Source organism: Streptomyces sp. NPDC096012, assembly GCF_040426375.1.
In the GTDB taxonomy this organism is placed as follows: domain Bacteria; phylum Actinomycetota; class Actinomycetes; order Streptomycetales; family Streptomycetaceae; genus Streptomyces.
This window is the reverse complement of the sequence record NZ_JBEOTD010000020.1, coordinates 72,657-86,771: the sequence shown is the minus strand read 5'-3', so window position 1 is coordinate 86,771 and position 14,115 is coordinate 72,657. Positions and strand designations below refer to the sequence as shown.

At 75.2% G+C, this 14,115-nt stretch carries 15 protein-coding genes; 9 read left to right on the top strand and 6 right to left on the bottom strand.

What is annotated here, in order from left to right; translation table 11 throughout:
* Nucleotides 1-34: 34 nt before the first annotated feature.
* The 5 genes from murJ to ABVB68_RS20390 form a co-directional block, all read right to left on the bottom strand.
* Nucleotides 35-2,107 carry a murein biosynthesis integral membrane protein MurJ gene (gene murJ, locus ABVB68_RS20410; protein WP_353602506.1) on the bottom strand — a complete coding sequence of 691 codons (2,073 nt, stop codon included), beginning with the start codon at nucleotides 2,105-2,107 and terminating at the stop codon, nucleotides 35-37.
* Between the two features lie 440 nt (nucleotides 2,108-2,547).
* On the bottom strand, nucleotides 2,548-3,909 hold the full coding sequence (locus ABVB68_RS20405; RefSeq protein WP_353602505.1) for an O-antigen ligase family protein: 1,362 nt from the start codon (nucleotides 3,907-3,909) through the stop codon (nucleotides 2,548-2,550).
* A gap of 3 nt (nucleotides 3,910-3,912) precedes the next feature.
* A complete protein-coding gene (locus tag ABVB68_RS20400; protein ID WP_353602504.1) occupies nucleotides 3,913-5,334 on the bottom strand; it encodes an exopolysaccharide biosynthesis polyprenyl glycosylphosphotransferase in 1,422 nt (473 codons plus the stop codon).
* Nucleotides 5,331-6,611 (bottom strand): glycosyltransferase, encoded by a 1,281-nt coding sequence (locus ABVB68_RS20395; RefSeq protein WP_353602503.1) that lies wholly within the window; start codon nucleotides 6,609-6,611, stop codon nucleotides 5,331-5,333. The genes ABVB68_RS20400 and ABVB68_RS20395 overlap by 4 nt, the downstream gene beginning before the upstream one ends.
* A gap of 53 nt (nucleotides 6,612-6,664) precedes the next feature.
* Nucleotides 6,665-7,114 (bottom strand): hypothetical protein, encoded by a 450-nt coding sequence (locus tag ABVB68_RS20390; protein ID WP_353602502.1) that lies wholly within the window; start codon nucleotides 7,112-7,114, stop codon nucleotides 6,665-6,667.
* A 234-nt stretch (nucleotides 7,115-7,348) separates the two neighbouring features.
* Here ABVB68_RS20390 and ABVB68_RS20385 point away from each other — a divergent pair, with 234 nt between their 5' ends.
* The 8 genes from ABVB68_RS20385 to ABVB68_RS20350 all read left to right on the top strand — a co-directional run bounded on the left by ABVB68_RS20385 (nucleotide 7,349) and on the right by ABVB68_RS20350 (nucleotide 12,446).
* On the top strand, nucleotides 7,349-7,588 hold the full coding sequence (locus ABVB68_RS20385) for a chaplin (RefSeq protein ID WP_353602501.1): 240 nt from the start codon (nucleotides 7,349-7,351) through the stop codon (nucleotides 7,586-7,588).
* 171 nt (nucleotides 7,589-7,759) lie between these two features.
* Entirely contained in the window at nucleotides 7,760-8,548 is a 789-nt protein-coding gene (locus tag ABVB68_RS20380; RefSeq protein WP_353602500.1) for a hypothetical protein, read from the top strand.
* A gap of 374 nt (nucleotides 8,549-8,922) precedes the next feature.
* Complete coding sequence (locus ABVB68_RS20375) at nucleotides 8,923-9,207, top strand: hypothetical protein (protein WP_353602499.1); 285 nt, start codon at nucleotides 8,923-8,925, stop codon at nucleotides 9,205-9,207.
* A 171-nt stretch (nucleotides 9,208-9,378) separates the two neighbouring features.
* Nucleotides 9,379-9,882 carry a DUF5949 family protein gene (locus tag ABVB68_RS20370; RefSeq protein WP_353602498.1) on the top strand — a complete coding sequence of 168 codons (504 nt, stop codon included), beginning with the start codon at nucleotides 9,379-9,381 and terminating at the stop codon, nucleotides 9,880-9,882.
* A gap of 178 nt (nucleotides 9,883-10,060) precedes the next feature.
* Entirely contained in the window at nucleotides 10,061-10,234 is a 174-nt protein-coding gene (locus ABVB68_RS20365) for a hypothetical protein (RefSeq protein WP_353602497.1), read from the top strand.
* A 101-nt stretch (nucleotides 10,235-10,335) separates the two neighbouring features.
* Nucleotides 10,336-10,848: a hypothetical protein gene (locus tag ABVB68_RS20360; RefSeq protein ID WP_353602496.1), complete on the top strand. Its 513-nt coding sequence runs from the start codon at nucleotides 10,336-10,338 to the stop codon at nucleotides 10,846-10,848.
* Between the two features lie 253 nt (nucleotides 10,849-11,101).
* Nucleotides 11,102-11,596: a tyrosinase family oxidase copper chaperone gene (locus ABVB68_RS20355; RefSeq protein ID WP_353602552.1), complete on the top strand. Its 495-nt coding sequence runs from the start codon at nucleotides 11,102-11,104 to the stop codon at nucleotides 11,594-11,596.
* Nucleotides 11,580-12,446, top strand: a complete 867-nt coding sequence (locus tag ABVB68_RS20350) for a tyrosinase family protein (protein WP_353602495.1) — start codon at nucleotides 11,580-11,582, stop codon at nucleotides 12,444-12,446. The genes ABVB68_RS20355 and ABVB68_RS20350 overlap by 17 nt, the downstream gene beginning before the upstream one ends.
* A gap of 410 nt (nucleotides 12,447-12,856) precedes the next feature.
* Here the strand turns inward: ABVB68_RS20350 and ABVB68_RS20345 are convergent, their stop codons facing one another.
* On the bottom strand, nucleotides 12,857-13,129 hold the full coding sequence (locus ABVB68_RS20345) for a chaplin (RefSeq protein WP_353602494.1): 273 nt from the start codon (nucleotides 13,127-13,129) through the stop codon (nucleotides 12,857-12,859).
* 175 nt (nucleotides 13,130-13,304) lie between these two features.
* Between ABVB68_RS20345 and ABVB68_RS20340 the strand changes: the two genes are divergently transcribed.
* Nucleotides 13,305-13,868: a DUF2087 domain-containing protein gene (locus tag ABVB68_RS20340; protein WP_353602493.1), complete on the top strand. Its 564-nt coding sequence runs from the start codon at nucleotides 13,305-13,307 to the stop codon at nucleotides 13,866-13,868.
* Nucleotides 13,869-14,115 lie beyond the last annotated feature (247 nt).

Sequence of the window (14,115 nt, the reverse complement as noted above, 5' to 3'; positions counted from 1 at the left end):
GCACGTTCGGGCCGGCCGCGTGGGGGCGGCGGTCTCAACGGAGGAGAGCATGAGCGAGCCTTCGGGTGTGGGTGCGTAGGAAACGGAGTGCCGGTGCCACGTCCTGGACGCCCAGGGCCCGGCCGAGCAGGGCGAACGCGACGGCCACGGTGGTGCCGCCGACGGCGAGTCCGGCGAGCGGCGACGCGGGCAGCCGCGCCGCGAGACCGCCGGCCAGGGCGGCGCCCGCCGCCGCCCCGACCGGCCGGCTCAGCTCGTGCAGCACCCGCCCGGTCCGCACGGGCACGCTCCGCCGCCGCATGCCGGCGAGCAGCAGGGCGGCGGTGAGGGTGATGCCGGCGGCGTTGGCGGCGGCGATCCCGGTGACCCCCCAGGCGCCGACCGTCCGGGCGCCCATCCAGGTGGTGACCGCGATCCCGGCGGTCATCGCCGCGACCGGGTACCAGGTGGCGCGGCCGGCCGAGAAGTAGGAGCGGACCAGGACGCCGGTCAGCGTCTGCCCGAGCAGCCCGAGCGCGTAGACACGCATCACCCCCGCGGTGGCCGCGGTGTCCCCGGCCGTGAACGCGCCCCGCTGGAACAGCAGCTGGATCAGCTGGGGGGCGCAGGCCATCACCGCCGCCGTGCCGAGCAGCACCAGGGCGGCGGCCACCGCCAGATCCCGCTCCACCCGGACCCGGGCCCGCTCGGCGTCGCCCTCGGCCAGCGCCCGCGCCACCACCGGGAAGGTGACCGTGCACAGCATCATCGACAGGGTCATCGGGATCTGCGCGACCTTCTGCGCGTAGTTCAGATGCGAGATGGCCCCGGCGGGCAGGCTGGAGGCGAGGAACCGCTCGACGAGCACCTGCGACTGCCGGCACAGCGCGAACAGCAGCACGGTGGCCAGCAGCGGCCCCGCCATCGGCCGCGCCCCGGCCCCGGCCTCCTTTACCGGGCGCGCCCCGCTGCGCCGGTGCCGGCCCAACTGCCTCAGCAGCGACGGCAGCTGGGCCAGCACCATCAGACAGCCGCCGGCCGCGACCCCGAACGCGGCCGAGCGCACCCCCCAGCTGCCTCCGAGGGCGTACATCGCCGTGACGATGCCGACGTTGTAGGCGATGTAGATCGCGGCCGGCGCCAGAAAGCGGCCGTGGGCACGGAGCGCGGCACTGCAGTATCCGGCGAGCCCGAAGCTGAGCACGCAGGTCGAGGCGATCCGGGTGCAGTCGACGGCGAGCCCCGGATCGGGCAGGCCGGGCGCCAGAGCGGCGACGAACTGCGGTGCCGCCAGGGCGAGCAGCGTGCCCACCGCCGCGAACGCGAGGCACAGCCGGGGCAGGGTGGCGGCGACCAGTGAGCGGACCGGGTCTCCGGGTACACCCTGGGCGCGGCGGGCCAGGGCCATGCTGAACGCCGGCACCAGCGCGAAGGCCAGCCCGTCCTCGATGAGCAGGGTGGCCGCGAACTCCGGCACGGTCCAGGCGACCAGGAAGGCGTCGGTGTCCTGCCCGGCCCCGAACAACCGGGCCAGCGACTGGTCCCGCAACAGCCCCAGCAGCGCCGCCGCGACCGAGAGGGAGGCGGTGAGCAGCGTGGCCTTGGCGAGGAACCGGCTGCTGGGCACGACCTGCCCGAACCCCCCGGCCTCCCAACCGGCTTCCGCGACGGCGGGGCGGGCCGGGGCGGCGGGGAGGGCCGTGGTGGGGGTGGCCGGCTGTCGGGGGGTGGGGGAGGGGGCGGTCGGCTGTTCGCCGCCGCCGTCGGTGCCGGTGCCGGTGCCCGAACCGGTGGTGTGGGGGCGGGGCCCGTGCTCTTCGGCGCCGGGGTCGGTGAGGGGGACCGGCGGTCGTCCGGCGCGGGCGGGGGTGGCGGGGGGCGTCGGCCGTTTCGCCGGCGGGGCCGTGGAGAGGGCAGGAGGCTGTCCGGCTCCGGCTCCGCCGGTGTCGGGGTGGGGCGTCCGCTGCTGCGTGCCGGAGGGGGCGGAGCGGGCCACCGGGAGGGTGGCCGGGGTGGCGTCGGCGGCGGTCCGCGGGCGTGCGCCCCGTGTGGCGAGCCGCGGACGGACCCGGCGGCCGCCCGGGCGCGCGGACAGCGCGTCCGCCGGACCGCCGGCCGTGTCGCCCACCGAGCCGCGCGCCCCGTCCGACGTCAGCCCGCGTGCTGGGTCTACGGTGAGCCCGCGTGCCGGGTCTGCGGTCAGCCCGCGTGCTGGGTCTGCGGTGAGCCCGCGTGCTGAGTCAGCGGTCAGCCCGCGTGCTGGGTCTGCCGTCAGCCCGCACACCGCGTCTGCGGTGAGCCCGCGTGGCGTGTCCGACGTCAGCCCGCACGCTGGGTCTGTCGTGAGCCCGCGTGCCGCATCCGCCGTCGGGCGCCGCGCCGTGTTCGCCGCCGGGCCACGCCCCGCGCCGGTCCCCGCGCCCGGTACTGCTCCGGACCCCGTCCCCGGTACCGCTCCGTTCCCTGTCCCCGGCAGCGCGCCGGTTGCCGGATCCGGCACCGTTCCGGTCTCCGCACCCGGCACCGCTCCGGTCTCCGGACCCGGGGCCCCGCCGGTCCTGGGGCTGGTCATCGCAGGGCCGCCTCACCTGTCGTCACTGTTCGCCCGCCCCGGACGCCGGTGCCGTCGCGTGGGGTGATCTCGTCGCCGCCGACCAGCGCCCACCAGGCGACCAGCCCGAAGCACACCGCCGTCAGCACGGTGGAGGGGCCGCCGATGTCGGCGTACACGAAGTCCACGAGCTGCCAGACCAGCAGCCCGCAGGCGACGAGCGCGCATTCCAGGCCGGGGCCGCCGGCCGCCCGGATCCGCCACAGGCCGCGCAGGGCGCACACCAGCAGCGCCAGCCAGCCGCCCGCGAGGCACAGCAGCCCGATCAGGCCCTGTTCGCCGAGGACCAGGAGATACATGTTGTGCGGCGAGAGCAGCGGCTGCCGGCGGAAGGCGGCCCCCGCCCCCTCGGTGTCGCTGCCGGACGACAGTGCCAGGGAGGCGTGTCCGTCGCGGTACTCCGGGAAGCCCTTCAGACCCACGCCGGTCAGCGGACGCCCGCGCCACATGTCGACCGCCGCCGCCCACATCGTGTACCGGTCGGTGACCGACTGGTCGGGCGCGGCGGTGACCTGGGTGATGCTGCCGATCCGCTCCTGCAGCATCGCCGTACCGACCCCGAACCCGCCCACCAGCACCACACACGCGGCCACCACCACCGCCCCGGTCTTCAGCGCCCGCCGCACCCCGGCCAGCAGCAGCTGCGCGGTGACGGCGACGGTGCCGGCGATCCAGGCGCCCCGGCTGAAGGACAGGGCGAGCGGCAGGAGCAGCGCGAGGGCGCAGACGGCGGCGAACGTCCGCTCCCGTGCCGACGAGCGGCCGAGTGCCAGGCCCACCGCGCACACCAGCCCGAAGGACACCGCCGTGGCCATGCCCATCACGTCCGCCGCCCCGAAGGTGCCGACCGCCCGGATGTCCTCGCCCTGGTACGAGGCGCCGGTCCCGGTGACGTACTGGTGCACGCCGATCCCGCCCTGCCACGCCGCGAGCGCCACGAACGACCAGGCCAGCAGCCGGAAGTCGGCCCGGCCGCGGACGAGGAGCACGACGGCGGCGGGGACCAGCACGAAGATCTGGAGGTAGCGGCCGAGACCGGTGACGCCGGCGCCGGGCGAGAGCGCGTTCATCGCCGCGAGCGACAGCCCGGCCACCGGCAGCCCGAGGACCAGGGCGGCGGTCCGGGACAGCGGGCGACGGCGTTCGCGCAGCAGCCGTACCGCGCAGTAGCCGACGACCAGCGCGGACAGCGCGTCGGCGGGGCCCGCGCCGCCCTCACCGCCGGGCGGGAGCGGCAGGGCGAGCAGCGCGACCACGGCCACCACGGGCAGCGCCGGGGAGAACCGCGGGGGCCGGCGCAGCGGCGGGTCCAGGGCCATCGGTCAGCTCCCCGTCGAGCGCACGAGCGCGGCCGCGGTGCGCAGCATGATGCAGACGTCCTGCCACAGCGACCAGTTGTCGATGTAGGCGTTGTCGAACCGGGCCCGGTCCTCGATGGAGGTGTCCCCGCGCAGCCCGTTGATCTGGGCGAGGCCGGTGATGCCGGTCTGCATGCGGTGGCGGGCCGCGTAACCGGGGTAGGCGCGGCTGAACTGCGTGACGAAGTACGGCCGTTCCGGACGCGGGCCGACCAGGCTCATGTCACCGCGGAAGACGTTCCACAGCTGGAGCAGCTCGTCCAGCGAGGTCTGCCGCAGGAAGCGGCAGAAGGGGCTCATCCTGCGCTCGCCGGCCACGCTCCACCGGGTGGCCGCCTCGCGCTCGTCGATCGGGCGCAGGGTGCGGAACTTCAGCAGCGTGAAGGGCCGGCCGTCCTTGCCGATGCGCTCCTGACGGAAGACCACGCCGGGCCCGTCGGTGAGCCGCAGCACGACCGCGCACAGCAGCAGCAGCGGGCTGACCGGCACCAGCAGCGCCCCGGACACCACCACGTCGAGCAGCCGCTTGCCGGCACTCGTGCGCCGCCGGGAGCCCAGGCGCAGCCGGCGCACGGCGAACCCGGCGAGCTGCTCGCGCACCTCGTAGGCCGGGCTGTCCGCGTCCACCTCCCACACGGTGCACCCCGACTCGGTGAGCGCCCGCAGCAGCGGACCCTGCCGGGTGCGTACGGCCGGGTCGACGGTGAGCACGACCCGTACCCCGTTCTGGACGAGCGCCCGTTCCACCTGTTCGCCGCTGGTGAGCACCGGCAACCCGCCGCCGTTCTCCGGGTGTTCCGACACGACGCCGACCGGCCGCACCCCGCAGCGCGGGTGCCGCAGCAGTGCGGCGGCCACGCGCTGCGCGGTCGCGGCGGGCCCGATCACCAGCGCGGTGCTCGGCCGGCGCAGCAGCACCGTCCGGCGCCGCCAGTGCACCACGGCCCGGCCCGCACAGGCGGCCGCCGCGTGCAGCCCCCAGCCGGCCAGCAGGGTCCGGGCGGACAGGGCGCGCTGCGGATCGAGGGCGGCGAGCAGTGCCGCGAGGCCCAGCCAGGCCACCGCGATCCGCCCGCACACCACCGGCAGTTCGTCGAGCACGCCGGGCACCGGCCGCACGGAGTGCGGGCGCAGCAGCAGCGCGCCGGACAGCAGGGCCGCGACCGGCAGCGGACGCTGGGCGGCCCCGTCCAGCGCGACCGCACCCACCAGCGCGGCGAGCAGGTCCGTGGTCAGCAGTGACAGCGGTGAGGCGGGCCGCGCGGGCGGGCGCCGCAGCGGGAAACGGAAGCCGCCGGCCGTGCGGGACGGCAGGACCGACACGGGTGGGAGTCCGCGGTCCCACGGCTGCGCGCCGGGGGACGGGACGGTACTTTCCGCAGTCACGAGTGGATGGACTCCCTGCACTCGGAGGACACGGGCGGCCGGACGCCGAGGAGTTCGCGGTAGAGCGCCGCGACCTGTTCGGCGGTGTGCCGCACGTCGTGCGTGGACATGACGTGCCGGCGCCCCTGGTCACCGAGCGCCGCGCGCAGCGGCGGGTCGGTCAGCAGCCCGGCGATTGCCCCGGCCAGCGCCACGGGGTCCTCCGGCGGGACCAGGCAGCGCGCGGCGAGGGCGGCCGGCAGGCTCTCGCGGGCGCCGTCGACGTCGGTGAGCACGACGGTCCGGGCACAGGCCAGCGCCTCCAGCGGGGCGAGTGCCATGCCTTCCCAGCGCGAGGGCAGCACCACCAGGTCGGCGGCCCGGTAGAACGGCACCACGTCCTCGACCGCGCCGGTGAACAGCACCGACGGGTGGGCCCGTCGGCGTAGTCCGGCGCTCTCGGGCCCGTCGCCGACGAGCGCCAGCCGGGCCCCCGGCACCGCGCCGAGGACGTCCTCCCAGGCCCGCAGCAGCACGTCCTGGCCCTTCTGCCGGCACAACCGCCCGACGCAGACCACCAGGGGGGCGGTGGGACCGAGGTCCGGCAGGACGGCGGCCCGGGCGGCACCGGGCGCCGTGGCGTGCGCGGCGGCGGGGACGTCCGGGTTCGGGCAGGGCGCCTTCCGCTGCGGGCGAGGCGTTCGCGGTTCCGGGAAGGAGAGTTCCGGTTCTGGGCGGACGGCTTCCGGGTCCGGTCGGAAACGGTCGAGATCGATCCCGTTCGGAATGACGGTGCAGGTGGCGCGTACGCCGGCGCGTATTCCCGTCGTGCGCTCCGCCTCGCTGACGCACACCACCCGGTCGGCCCAGCGCGCCCCCCACCGCTCCCAGCGCAGCGCGAGGGCGGCGGTGGGGCCGCCGACCGCCTCGAACGACCATGCGTGCGGCTGGTAGACGGTCGGCACGCGCCCGCGCACGGCGAGCCGGCCGGCCAGGCCGGCCTTGGCGCTGTGCGCGTGCACCAGTTCGGGCCGTACCTCGTCGATCAGCCGTGCGAGTCGCCGTACCTCGCCCGGCAGGCCGGGGCCCGGTGACCGGCCGGCCCGCCAGTGCCGTACCCCGGCGCCCAGTTCGCGCAGCCCGGCCGCCAGCGAGCCGCCGGGGCAGGCCACCGTGACGTCCAGGCCGGCCGCGAGCTGGGCCCGTGCCAGGTCCAGTACGACCCGGGCGACACCGCCGTCGACGGGCTGCGCGAGGTGCAGGACCCGGGTCCCGGGCTCGGGTGCTGACTGGTGCATTCGCGGGTTTCCTCGCTCACGGGGGCGCTCGGGACTGCGGTCGGGGACGCGCCTCACTGCCGGACGTCCACGGCGTCGACGAGCCCACCGGCCCACGCCGCGTCCCCCTGGGGAACGAGCCGGAAGCCCCCCGGGTCACCGCCGGGGCGCAGAGCCGTACCGAGATCGAACACGCCGCGGTCGCGGCCCGGCGGCCTGACGTAGGCCGGGACCCGCCGGGCCCGTACGTCGTCGGGCCCCCCGGTCGTGGAGTCCGGTACGTCGTCCGGTGGAGGGGCGGCGACGCGCGGTGCGACCGGCGTACGCCGGGAGCAGGCGTGTGCGGAGTGGACGTACGCGACGCGGGCGTGCGCGGAGGAGGCGTGCGCGGCGCAGGCGTGCGCGGAGTGGGCGTACGTGGCGCAGGCGTGCGCCCGCGGGCGGCCGGGGCCGAGGGGTGAGCCGACCGCGCGGACGAACCCGCCGAGTCGCACGGCGTGGTGGCGCTGCGGAGACTTGCGCATGACCGGCGGTGCCCTTTCGCACGTGCTGGAGAAGTTGGCAACTCTAGTCACCATCAGCACTAATACGGTCAAATAGGGCAAGTGTGTCGGAAGCGTGAACGTGTTCTTCCGCAATCCCGGGGCGCCTCCCGGGTGGATCACTCCTTTGGCCGCACAACTCCGACGGGGGCCGCGCGTTGACACAGCGCCGGGCATCCGCCCGGATGTTGTGTCGATCCCAAGGAGCACCTCTCCATGTCGCGTATCGCGAAGGGCCTGGTCCTGACCTCTGCCGCCGTCGCGGCCGTCGCCGGTGGTGCCGGCGTGGCTTCCGCCGACTCCGGCGCCGGCGGCGTCGCCGCCCACTCCCCGGGCGTTCTGTCGGGCAATGCCGTCCAGGTCCCGATCCACGTGCCGGTCAACGTCTGCGGCAACACCGTCGACGTCATCGCTCTGCTGAACCCCGCGTTCGGCAACACCTGCGTCAACGACTGACGTCCGCACGCACTCCTTCGGCCGGCCGCCCGACCCGCGAAACCCCGCGGGGCGGGCGGCCGGTTTCGCTCCCCCGGATGGATCACGCGGGGTGTCCGAGCGGTTGCGGGGTGCGATCGGCGAACGGACGGTGGGCTCAGGTCCCGACGCTCACCGAAAGGAACACCCACCATGCGTGGTCTGCCGCCCCGGCGTCTCGCGTCCACCGTCCTCTGCGCTGCCGTCCTGGTCGGCATCACCGGCCCCGCCGTCGTCGCCGCGGACTCGGCGCGCGAACACACCCCTGCCACCTCCCCGATGGCCGTCCCCGGCGGCGAGAAGCTGCTGGCCCAGGCCAGGGCCCTCCGCGACGCGGACGCCGCCCTCGATCCGGTGGCCGACCTGCTCGAGCAGTCCCTGACCAAGGGCCGGCTGTCCGCCGACCAGGCCAAGCGGCTCGGTGACGCGGCGAAGGAGGCCGTCGCCCGGGTCGCGGCGGACCCGGCGCCGCCGGTGGCGTCCACCCCGCCCACGGCACCGACGGCGCCCACCGCCCCCACGGCACCGACGGCGCCCACCGCCCCCACGGCGCCCCTCAGCCCCGCCGCACCTTCCAGCCCGGCGGCCCCGACCACGCCCGCCGCCCCGAGCCAGCCCGCGATGCCGGACGTGGCGGCCAGCCCGTCGCAGTCCCCGGCCGCGGCCGTGCCGGTCACCGCGCAGCAGGGCGAAGACGCCAAGCAGCCCATGGCCCGCGACGCCGTGGACGACCTGCTCGCCACGCTGAACCAGGCGATCGACAACCTGGTCGGATCCCTCACCTCCAAGCTCAACGATGTCCTGTCCTCCGCCACCGGCGTGCTGAACAACCTCCTCGGCCTGCTCGGCTCGTCCCTGGGCGGCGTCACCTCCGCCGCCCCCTCCCTGGCCGCCCTGCCCTCGCTGAGCCTGCCCCCGGCACCGTCGACGGCGGCTGAGTGACGCCGGAACACCCCAGCGCTCGGCCGCCTGGCCCACCAGCCCGGCGGCCGAGCGCTGCGCGGAGCGCCGCGGAGGATGCCGGAACGCTGCGCGGAGCGCCGCGGAGGGCGACGGAACGCCGTGCGGAGCCGCCGTATCGCGCCCTGGTCGAGCCCTTTGAGCCCTTGTCGAGCCCTTGTTGGGCCCTTGTCAGGCCCGGTAGCGAGCCGGAACCGAGCGCGGTGCCGAGCCCCGTACCGGGCACGGTGCGGCGCAATGCTTTTCGGGGAATTTCATATGTCTTGTGAGCGCGGGGTTTCCGGCCCGGCCGGAAATCGTTAGGCACGGCACCGGAATTCCCTGGGGTGACGTGAGTCGCCGAAGAAAGGAACACGATGAAGTCCCTGAAGGCCGCCGTCGTCGTCGCCGGTTCCTTGGCCCTGGCCGGCGCCGCCGCGCCCGCGTTCGCCTACGACGCCGGCCACCTGCCGCCCATGAGCCTCAACGGCGCGGTGGACACGCTCGCCAAGAACCCCCCGACCGTGAAAGACCTGATGCCGCTGCAGCACCAGTCGGACGCGCTCGACACCGAGAACAAGGAATCCGTGCTGAGCACTTTCAACGACGCCTCCGCCTCCCTCAACCGGGGACTGCTCGGCGGCCTGCCCCTGGAAAGGTGACGCCCCGCGCCGCCGACGTCGACGGGCTCCCGGGCCGGTACCGCACGCGCGGGACCGGCCCGCGCCGCTTCCGGGGCACCGTCCCCCGATCGTGTGGAGCCTCCCGGGGCGCTGCTCCGGAAGGGTGAGAAGCCGCCCGGGACGGCCGGGGCCCGTCTGTATGGTCGCGCGGTGACCTCAGCATCCAGCGAACTCCGTCCCTTCCGCGCCGCCGACCTCGGCACCTTCGTCCTGCTGGCCTGGATGGCCAGGAACGAGGAGGGCGACGGCAGGACGCCCTGTCTCCTCGCCTGCTCCCTGGGCGACGGCCCGGACGGCCCGGAGGCCGCGTCGGCCGCCGTCGAGCGGCTCATCGGCGACCTCGGCCTGCACATCGGCGGCGAGCCCGTCGACGGCACCACCCGGCCGAGCCTGAAGGTCGGCATGCTCGTCGCGGCCGGGCAGATCGTCCTGCAGATGCCCCAGATCAGCAGCCAGGTCACCCCTCCGGCCGACTGGCTGCGGGCGGTCGAGAAGCTCGGCTACACCTACTTCATGCTCACCACCCGCGTCTGCCCCTCGACCGGCCCCCGCCGGCCGGTCGACGGCGAGGCCCTGGCCGTGTTCGCGGGCTCCCCGGAGACGACCGACGCCGCCGCGCACGCCTTCCTGCCCGCCCGCAGCCTGCGGGTCTGATGCGCCGGCAGGCGGATGGCGGCCGCGCCCCCGCCCTGCTGATCATGCTCACGGGGGGCGGCCGGCCCGCTCGCGTCCCGGATCATCACCCTCCACGAGTTCCGACTGCTCCTGGACCCCCGCCCTCGTGCCCGGGTGCGGCCTGAATCCGGTGGTCTCCCGCGGCAGCGTGATCGTGATGGAGAGCGGACAGACCTCGGTGGCCGGACTTTCCGATCCGACGCCGGGCCTGCCCGCGCCCGAACGGCCCAACGCATTCCTCGCCGAATTCACCCGGGTGCTTCCGCTGCCGCATATCGGAGTGACCGCCATGCTGGTACCGACCCGTTGGTGGGACTTCTGGAAGAACTGACTATTACGGCACCCGGGGGAATTGTGAACTGATGCACTTTCCGGCTCGTTACGCGGTACGGACGTCGAACCCCCCGCATCCTGAAAGGGACCGTACCTGACATGAAGTCGACCACTCGAGGAACCCTCGCCGCCGTCGTCACGGGCATCGCGGCCACCGTCGGGACCGCCGGTCCCGCCGTCGCGGCCGGTACGGTCCCCGTGCCCGTGCCCCTGGGCGGCGTCTCCACGGCCCTCGACATGGAGGTGCCCCATCTCGCCGCGGAGCTGCCGCTGGTGAAGCCGGGCGCCCCCGACGGGCCGCGGTACGTCACCGGCCGGCTGCTGCCGGACCGGGCCCTGCCCCAGCTGCCGGTCAGCGGTGGCCTGCCCGGCCTGGACGCCAGGTCCCCGCTGCCCCACGTCCTCGGTGACGGCTTCGACCACGTGGGCGTCGACGCGCCCGCCTCCGACCTGCGCGCCCTCGCCCCCGGCCTGTCCGTGGACGCGCCGCTGACCGCGCCGAGGGCGGACAACTTCGGGCTCCCGCAGGCCCAGCTCCCCGAGGCCGGCGTCCTCGCACCGGTCCTCCAGACGGTCACCGACGCGAACCTGACCACCGGCCCGGGCCTGTAACCTCCCGGCCCCACGGCACGGGCCGCCACCACCACGGAGTTCGCCGTGGTCTGCGGCTGCGCCCCGCCTGCGGCTGCGCCCCGTCCTGCGGCTGCCGTCCTGCCGGGGTGCCCCCGTACACCGGCCCCCGTACGCCCGCCCCGTACACCGGATGGCCCTCGTACCCATCGGATGGCCCTCGGGCGGTGACCCCGGCCGCCTTTCGGCGGTTACCGGTACGGACATGATCTGGAACCCGGACGAGGAGTGCGCGATGGTCATCGGTGCCGGCGGACTGGCGGTGGGCACGGAGCAGCAGGTCACAACGGCGGTGCGCAGACCGTCCCGGAGAGAGGTGGCGCGAGGGCTGCTGGCCTCCGCCGCCGCCCTGGCGCTGGCCCCGGTCGTCGCCGCCTCCCGGCCCGTGCCGCCGGCCGGGGCCTTTGACGGCCGATCCTTCGACGAGACCTACCGGGGCCGCCGCATCCAGGGCGTCCTGGTGCCGGCGGTGGGGCGCAGGGCTGCCGACGGAGCCTGGCAGATCACCGTCGACGGCCGCCCGCTGCACCTGATGCGCCGGGCCGACGGCACCTGGCTGAGCATGGCCGACCACTACACGTCGTACGCGACCCCGCTGGAGGCGACGCGCGCGGCCGTGGACCAGATCGGCCCCGGGCAGCGGCTGCGTGACCTGGCACCGGGCCCGATGGGTGGCGAACACCCCGGGAGCCACGCGCACATGGGGGGCCGGCATGGCGTACGTGCGTAAGAACGTCCGCTCGCTCACCTCGGGCGAACGGCGGCGGTTCGTCGACGCGCTGCTGCAGCTGAAACGGCGCGGCGAGTACGACGAGTTCGTGCGCATGCACATCGACTTCTACACCGCCGACGGCGAGGACGGCCTGCGCACCGCCCACATGGCGCCCTCCTTCCTGCCCTGGCACCGCAGGTTCCTGCTGGAACTGGAGCGGGCGCTGCGCCGCGTGGACTCCTCGGTGACGGTGCCGTACTGGGACTGGACCCGGGACCGTACGACGACCTCCGTGCCCTGGACGAAGGACCTGCTCGGCGGCAACGGGCGGCGCTCCGACCGGCAGGTGATGACAGGCCCCTTCGCCTATTCCGCGGGCCACTGGACCATCAAGGAGGGCGTCACGGACGGCCGGTTCCTCACCCGGGACCTGGGCCGCGCCGCCGCCCCCATCCAGCTGCCCACGAAGAGCGAGCTGAAGTGGGCACTCGACGACCCGGTCTACGACGCGTGGCCCTGGGACTCGACCGTCCGCAAGGGCTTCCGCAACAAGCTGGAGGGCTGGGGGACCGGTACCGGCAGCGCGTCCTGGCACAACCACAACCGGGTGCACCGCTGGGTCGGCGGCGCGATGCTCGGCGGCGCCTCGGTCAACGATCCGGTGTTCTGGCTCCACCACGCCTTCCTTGACCTGCAGTGGTACCGCTGGCAGCGGGCCCACCGCACCCACCGCTATCTGCCCGCCGAACCGCCCGGCATCGCCGACAGACAGCACGACCGGGTCGTGGGCCGCCACGAGAAACTCCCGCCGTGGAGCGAGACACCGGACCAGCTGGAGGACGCGAGCCGGATCTACCGGTACGCGTGAGCGGGGTCCGTGAGGGGTGCCGCTGGGGGGCGAAGTCCGTGGGGGATGCCGCTGAGGGGGCGAAGTCCGTGGGGGATGCCGCCGGTGGGGGTGAGCGGGGCCCGTGGGGGATGCCGCCGGTGAGGGTGAGCGGGCCCGTGGCGGTGGCGCCGGTGGGGGTGAACGGGGGTTGCGGCTGATGGTTTCGTGCCGGTGCGTGTAGGCGGGGGCTGCGGCCGACGGGTGCCCGCCCGGTGGGGTGGGTGTGGGTCGCGGCCGATGGGTGCCTGCCCGGTGGGTGTGGGCGGCGGCTGTGCGGCCGATGGGTGCCTGCCGGTGAGCGGGTGCCGGTCGGCCGGTGGGTGTGACCCGGCAGGGGGAAGGGCCCCGGCGCTCGGAGTGCCGGGGCCCTTCCTTGTCCGTGCGTCGGATCAGTTGCCGTAGCCGCCCGGGTTGCCGGGGGTGCCGGGGTTGGCGCAGGCGTTGCCGAACGCGGGGTTCAGCAGGCCGATGACGTCGATGGTGTTGCCGCAGACGTTGACCGGGATGTGGACCGGAACCTGGACCAGGTTGCCGGACAGCACGCCGGGCGAGCCGGCGGCCGCGCCGTGGGCGCCCGCGTCGGCCAGGGCAAGTCCGGCCCCGCTGATCACCACAGCGCCGGTACCGAGGACGACAGCGGCCGCCTTCGCGATGCGAGCCATCTCGTTCTCCTTTTGTTGCTCGGAAAAGGCGCAGCGGCAGGCCAGCCGCCGCACTCCCCGTTCAACGGCGCCGCCCGGGCGTGGTCACGGTGATCAGCGGCGGATCACCCTTTGATACGTCGCCCCGGCGATATTCGAAGGCGCCGGGCGGTGGCGCTCCCCTAGCCTGCGGCCCATGGACACCGACACACTCTCCGGCGCGGCCGAGCGGTCGAGGCAACTCATCGGGCTGCTCGCCGAGGAGGGGCGGCTGCGCGCCTTCGCCGCCGTGGTGCTGGGCGCGGACCGTCCCGAGAAGGTCGCCGAGGCGGCCGGCCTCAGCGCGAAGGACACGGCCCTCGCGCTGCTCAGGCTGCGCGAGCAGGGCGCGGTGGCGGACGGGGCGGACGGCGGGCTCACCGTCGCCTACGACCTCCTGCGCGAGCTGGCCCGCGGGCAGCGGCCCGCGCGGCGGGCCGGGGGCGACGTACTGGACACCTTCGTACGGGACGGCCGTCTCGTACGGCTGCCGGCCCGCTGGACGCGCAAGCAGCGGGTGCTGCGGCACATCGCCGAACAGACCTTCGAGCCGGATGTCGAGTACCCGGAACGCGTGGTGAACGAGCGGCTCCGGGCCTGGTGCGAGGACTCCGACGAGATCGACCATGTGACGCTGCGGCGCTACCTGGTGGACCTGCACCACCTGCGCCGGAGCGAGGGGATCTACGCCCTGGTGCCGACGGAGGCGACGACGGCGTGATGGTGGGGGCGGGCCCGACGGTGGGGGCAGGCGTGGCGGCGGGGGCGGATGACGACGTGAAGGTGGGGGTGACGGTGCCGTTGGACGGCGGCGCGACGGTGTGGTCCGACGGCGGGGGCGGACAGCGGCGTGACGGCGGGGGTGACGGCGGCGTGACGGTGGGGGCGGATGGTGACGGCGGCGCGACGGTGTGGTCCGACGGCGGGGGCGGACAGCGGCGTGACGGCGGGGGCGACGGCGGCGTGAC

Coding starts and splice junctions, on each gene's coding strand:
- ABVB68_RS20350 (WP_353602495.1), top strand. CDS start 11,580: ATGGCGTACGTGCGTAAGAACGTCCGCTCGCTCACCTCGGGCGAACGG.
- ABVB68_RS20340 (WP_353602493.1), top strand. CDS start 13,305: ATGGACACCGACACACTCTCCGGCGCGGCCGAGCGGTCGAGGCAACTC.
- ABVB68_RS20375 (WP_353602499.1), top strand. CDS start 8,923: ATGAAGTCCCTGAAGGCCGCCGTCGTCGTCGCCGGTTCCTTGGCCCTG.
- ABVB68_RS20345 (WP_353602494.1), bottom strand. CDS start 13,129: ATGGCTCGCATCGCGAAGGCGGCCGCTGTCGTCCTCGGTACCGGCGCT.
- ABVB68_RS20360 (WP_353602496.1), top strand. CDS start 10,336: ATGAAGTCGACCACTCGAGGAACCCTCGCCGCCGTCGTCACGGGCATC.
- ABVB68_RS20365 (WP_353602497.1), top strand. CDS start 10,061: ATGGAGAGCGGACAGACCTCGGTGGCCGGACTTTCCGATCCGACGCCG.
- ABVB68_RS20380 (WP_353602500.1), top strand. CDS start 7,760: ATGCGTGGTCTGCCGCCCCGGCGTCTCGCGTCCACCGTCCTCTGCGCT.
- ABVB68_RS20385 (WP_353602501.1), top strand. CDS start 7,349: ATGTCGCGTATCGCGAAGGGCCTGGTCCTGACCTCTGCCGCCGTCGCG.
- ABVB68_RS20395 (WP_353602503.1), bottom strand. CDS start 6,611: ATGCACCAGTCAGCACCCGAGCCCGGGACCCGGGTCCTGCACCTCGCG.
- ABVB68_RS20405 (WP_353602505.1), bottom strand. CDS start 3,909: ATGGCCCTGGACCCGCCGCTGCGCCGGCCCCCGCGGTTCTCCCCGGCG.
- ABVB68_RS20390 (WP_353602502.1), bottom strand. CDS start 7,114: ATGCGCAAGTCTCCGCAGCGCCACCACGCCGTGCGACTCGGCGGGTTC.
- ABVB68_RS20355 (WP_353602552.1), top strand. CDS start 11,102: ATGGTCATCGGTGCCGGCGGACTGGCGGTGGGCACGGAGCAGCAGGTC.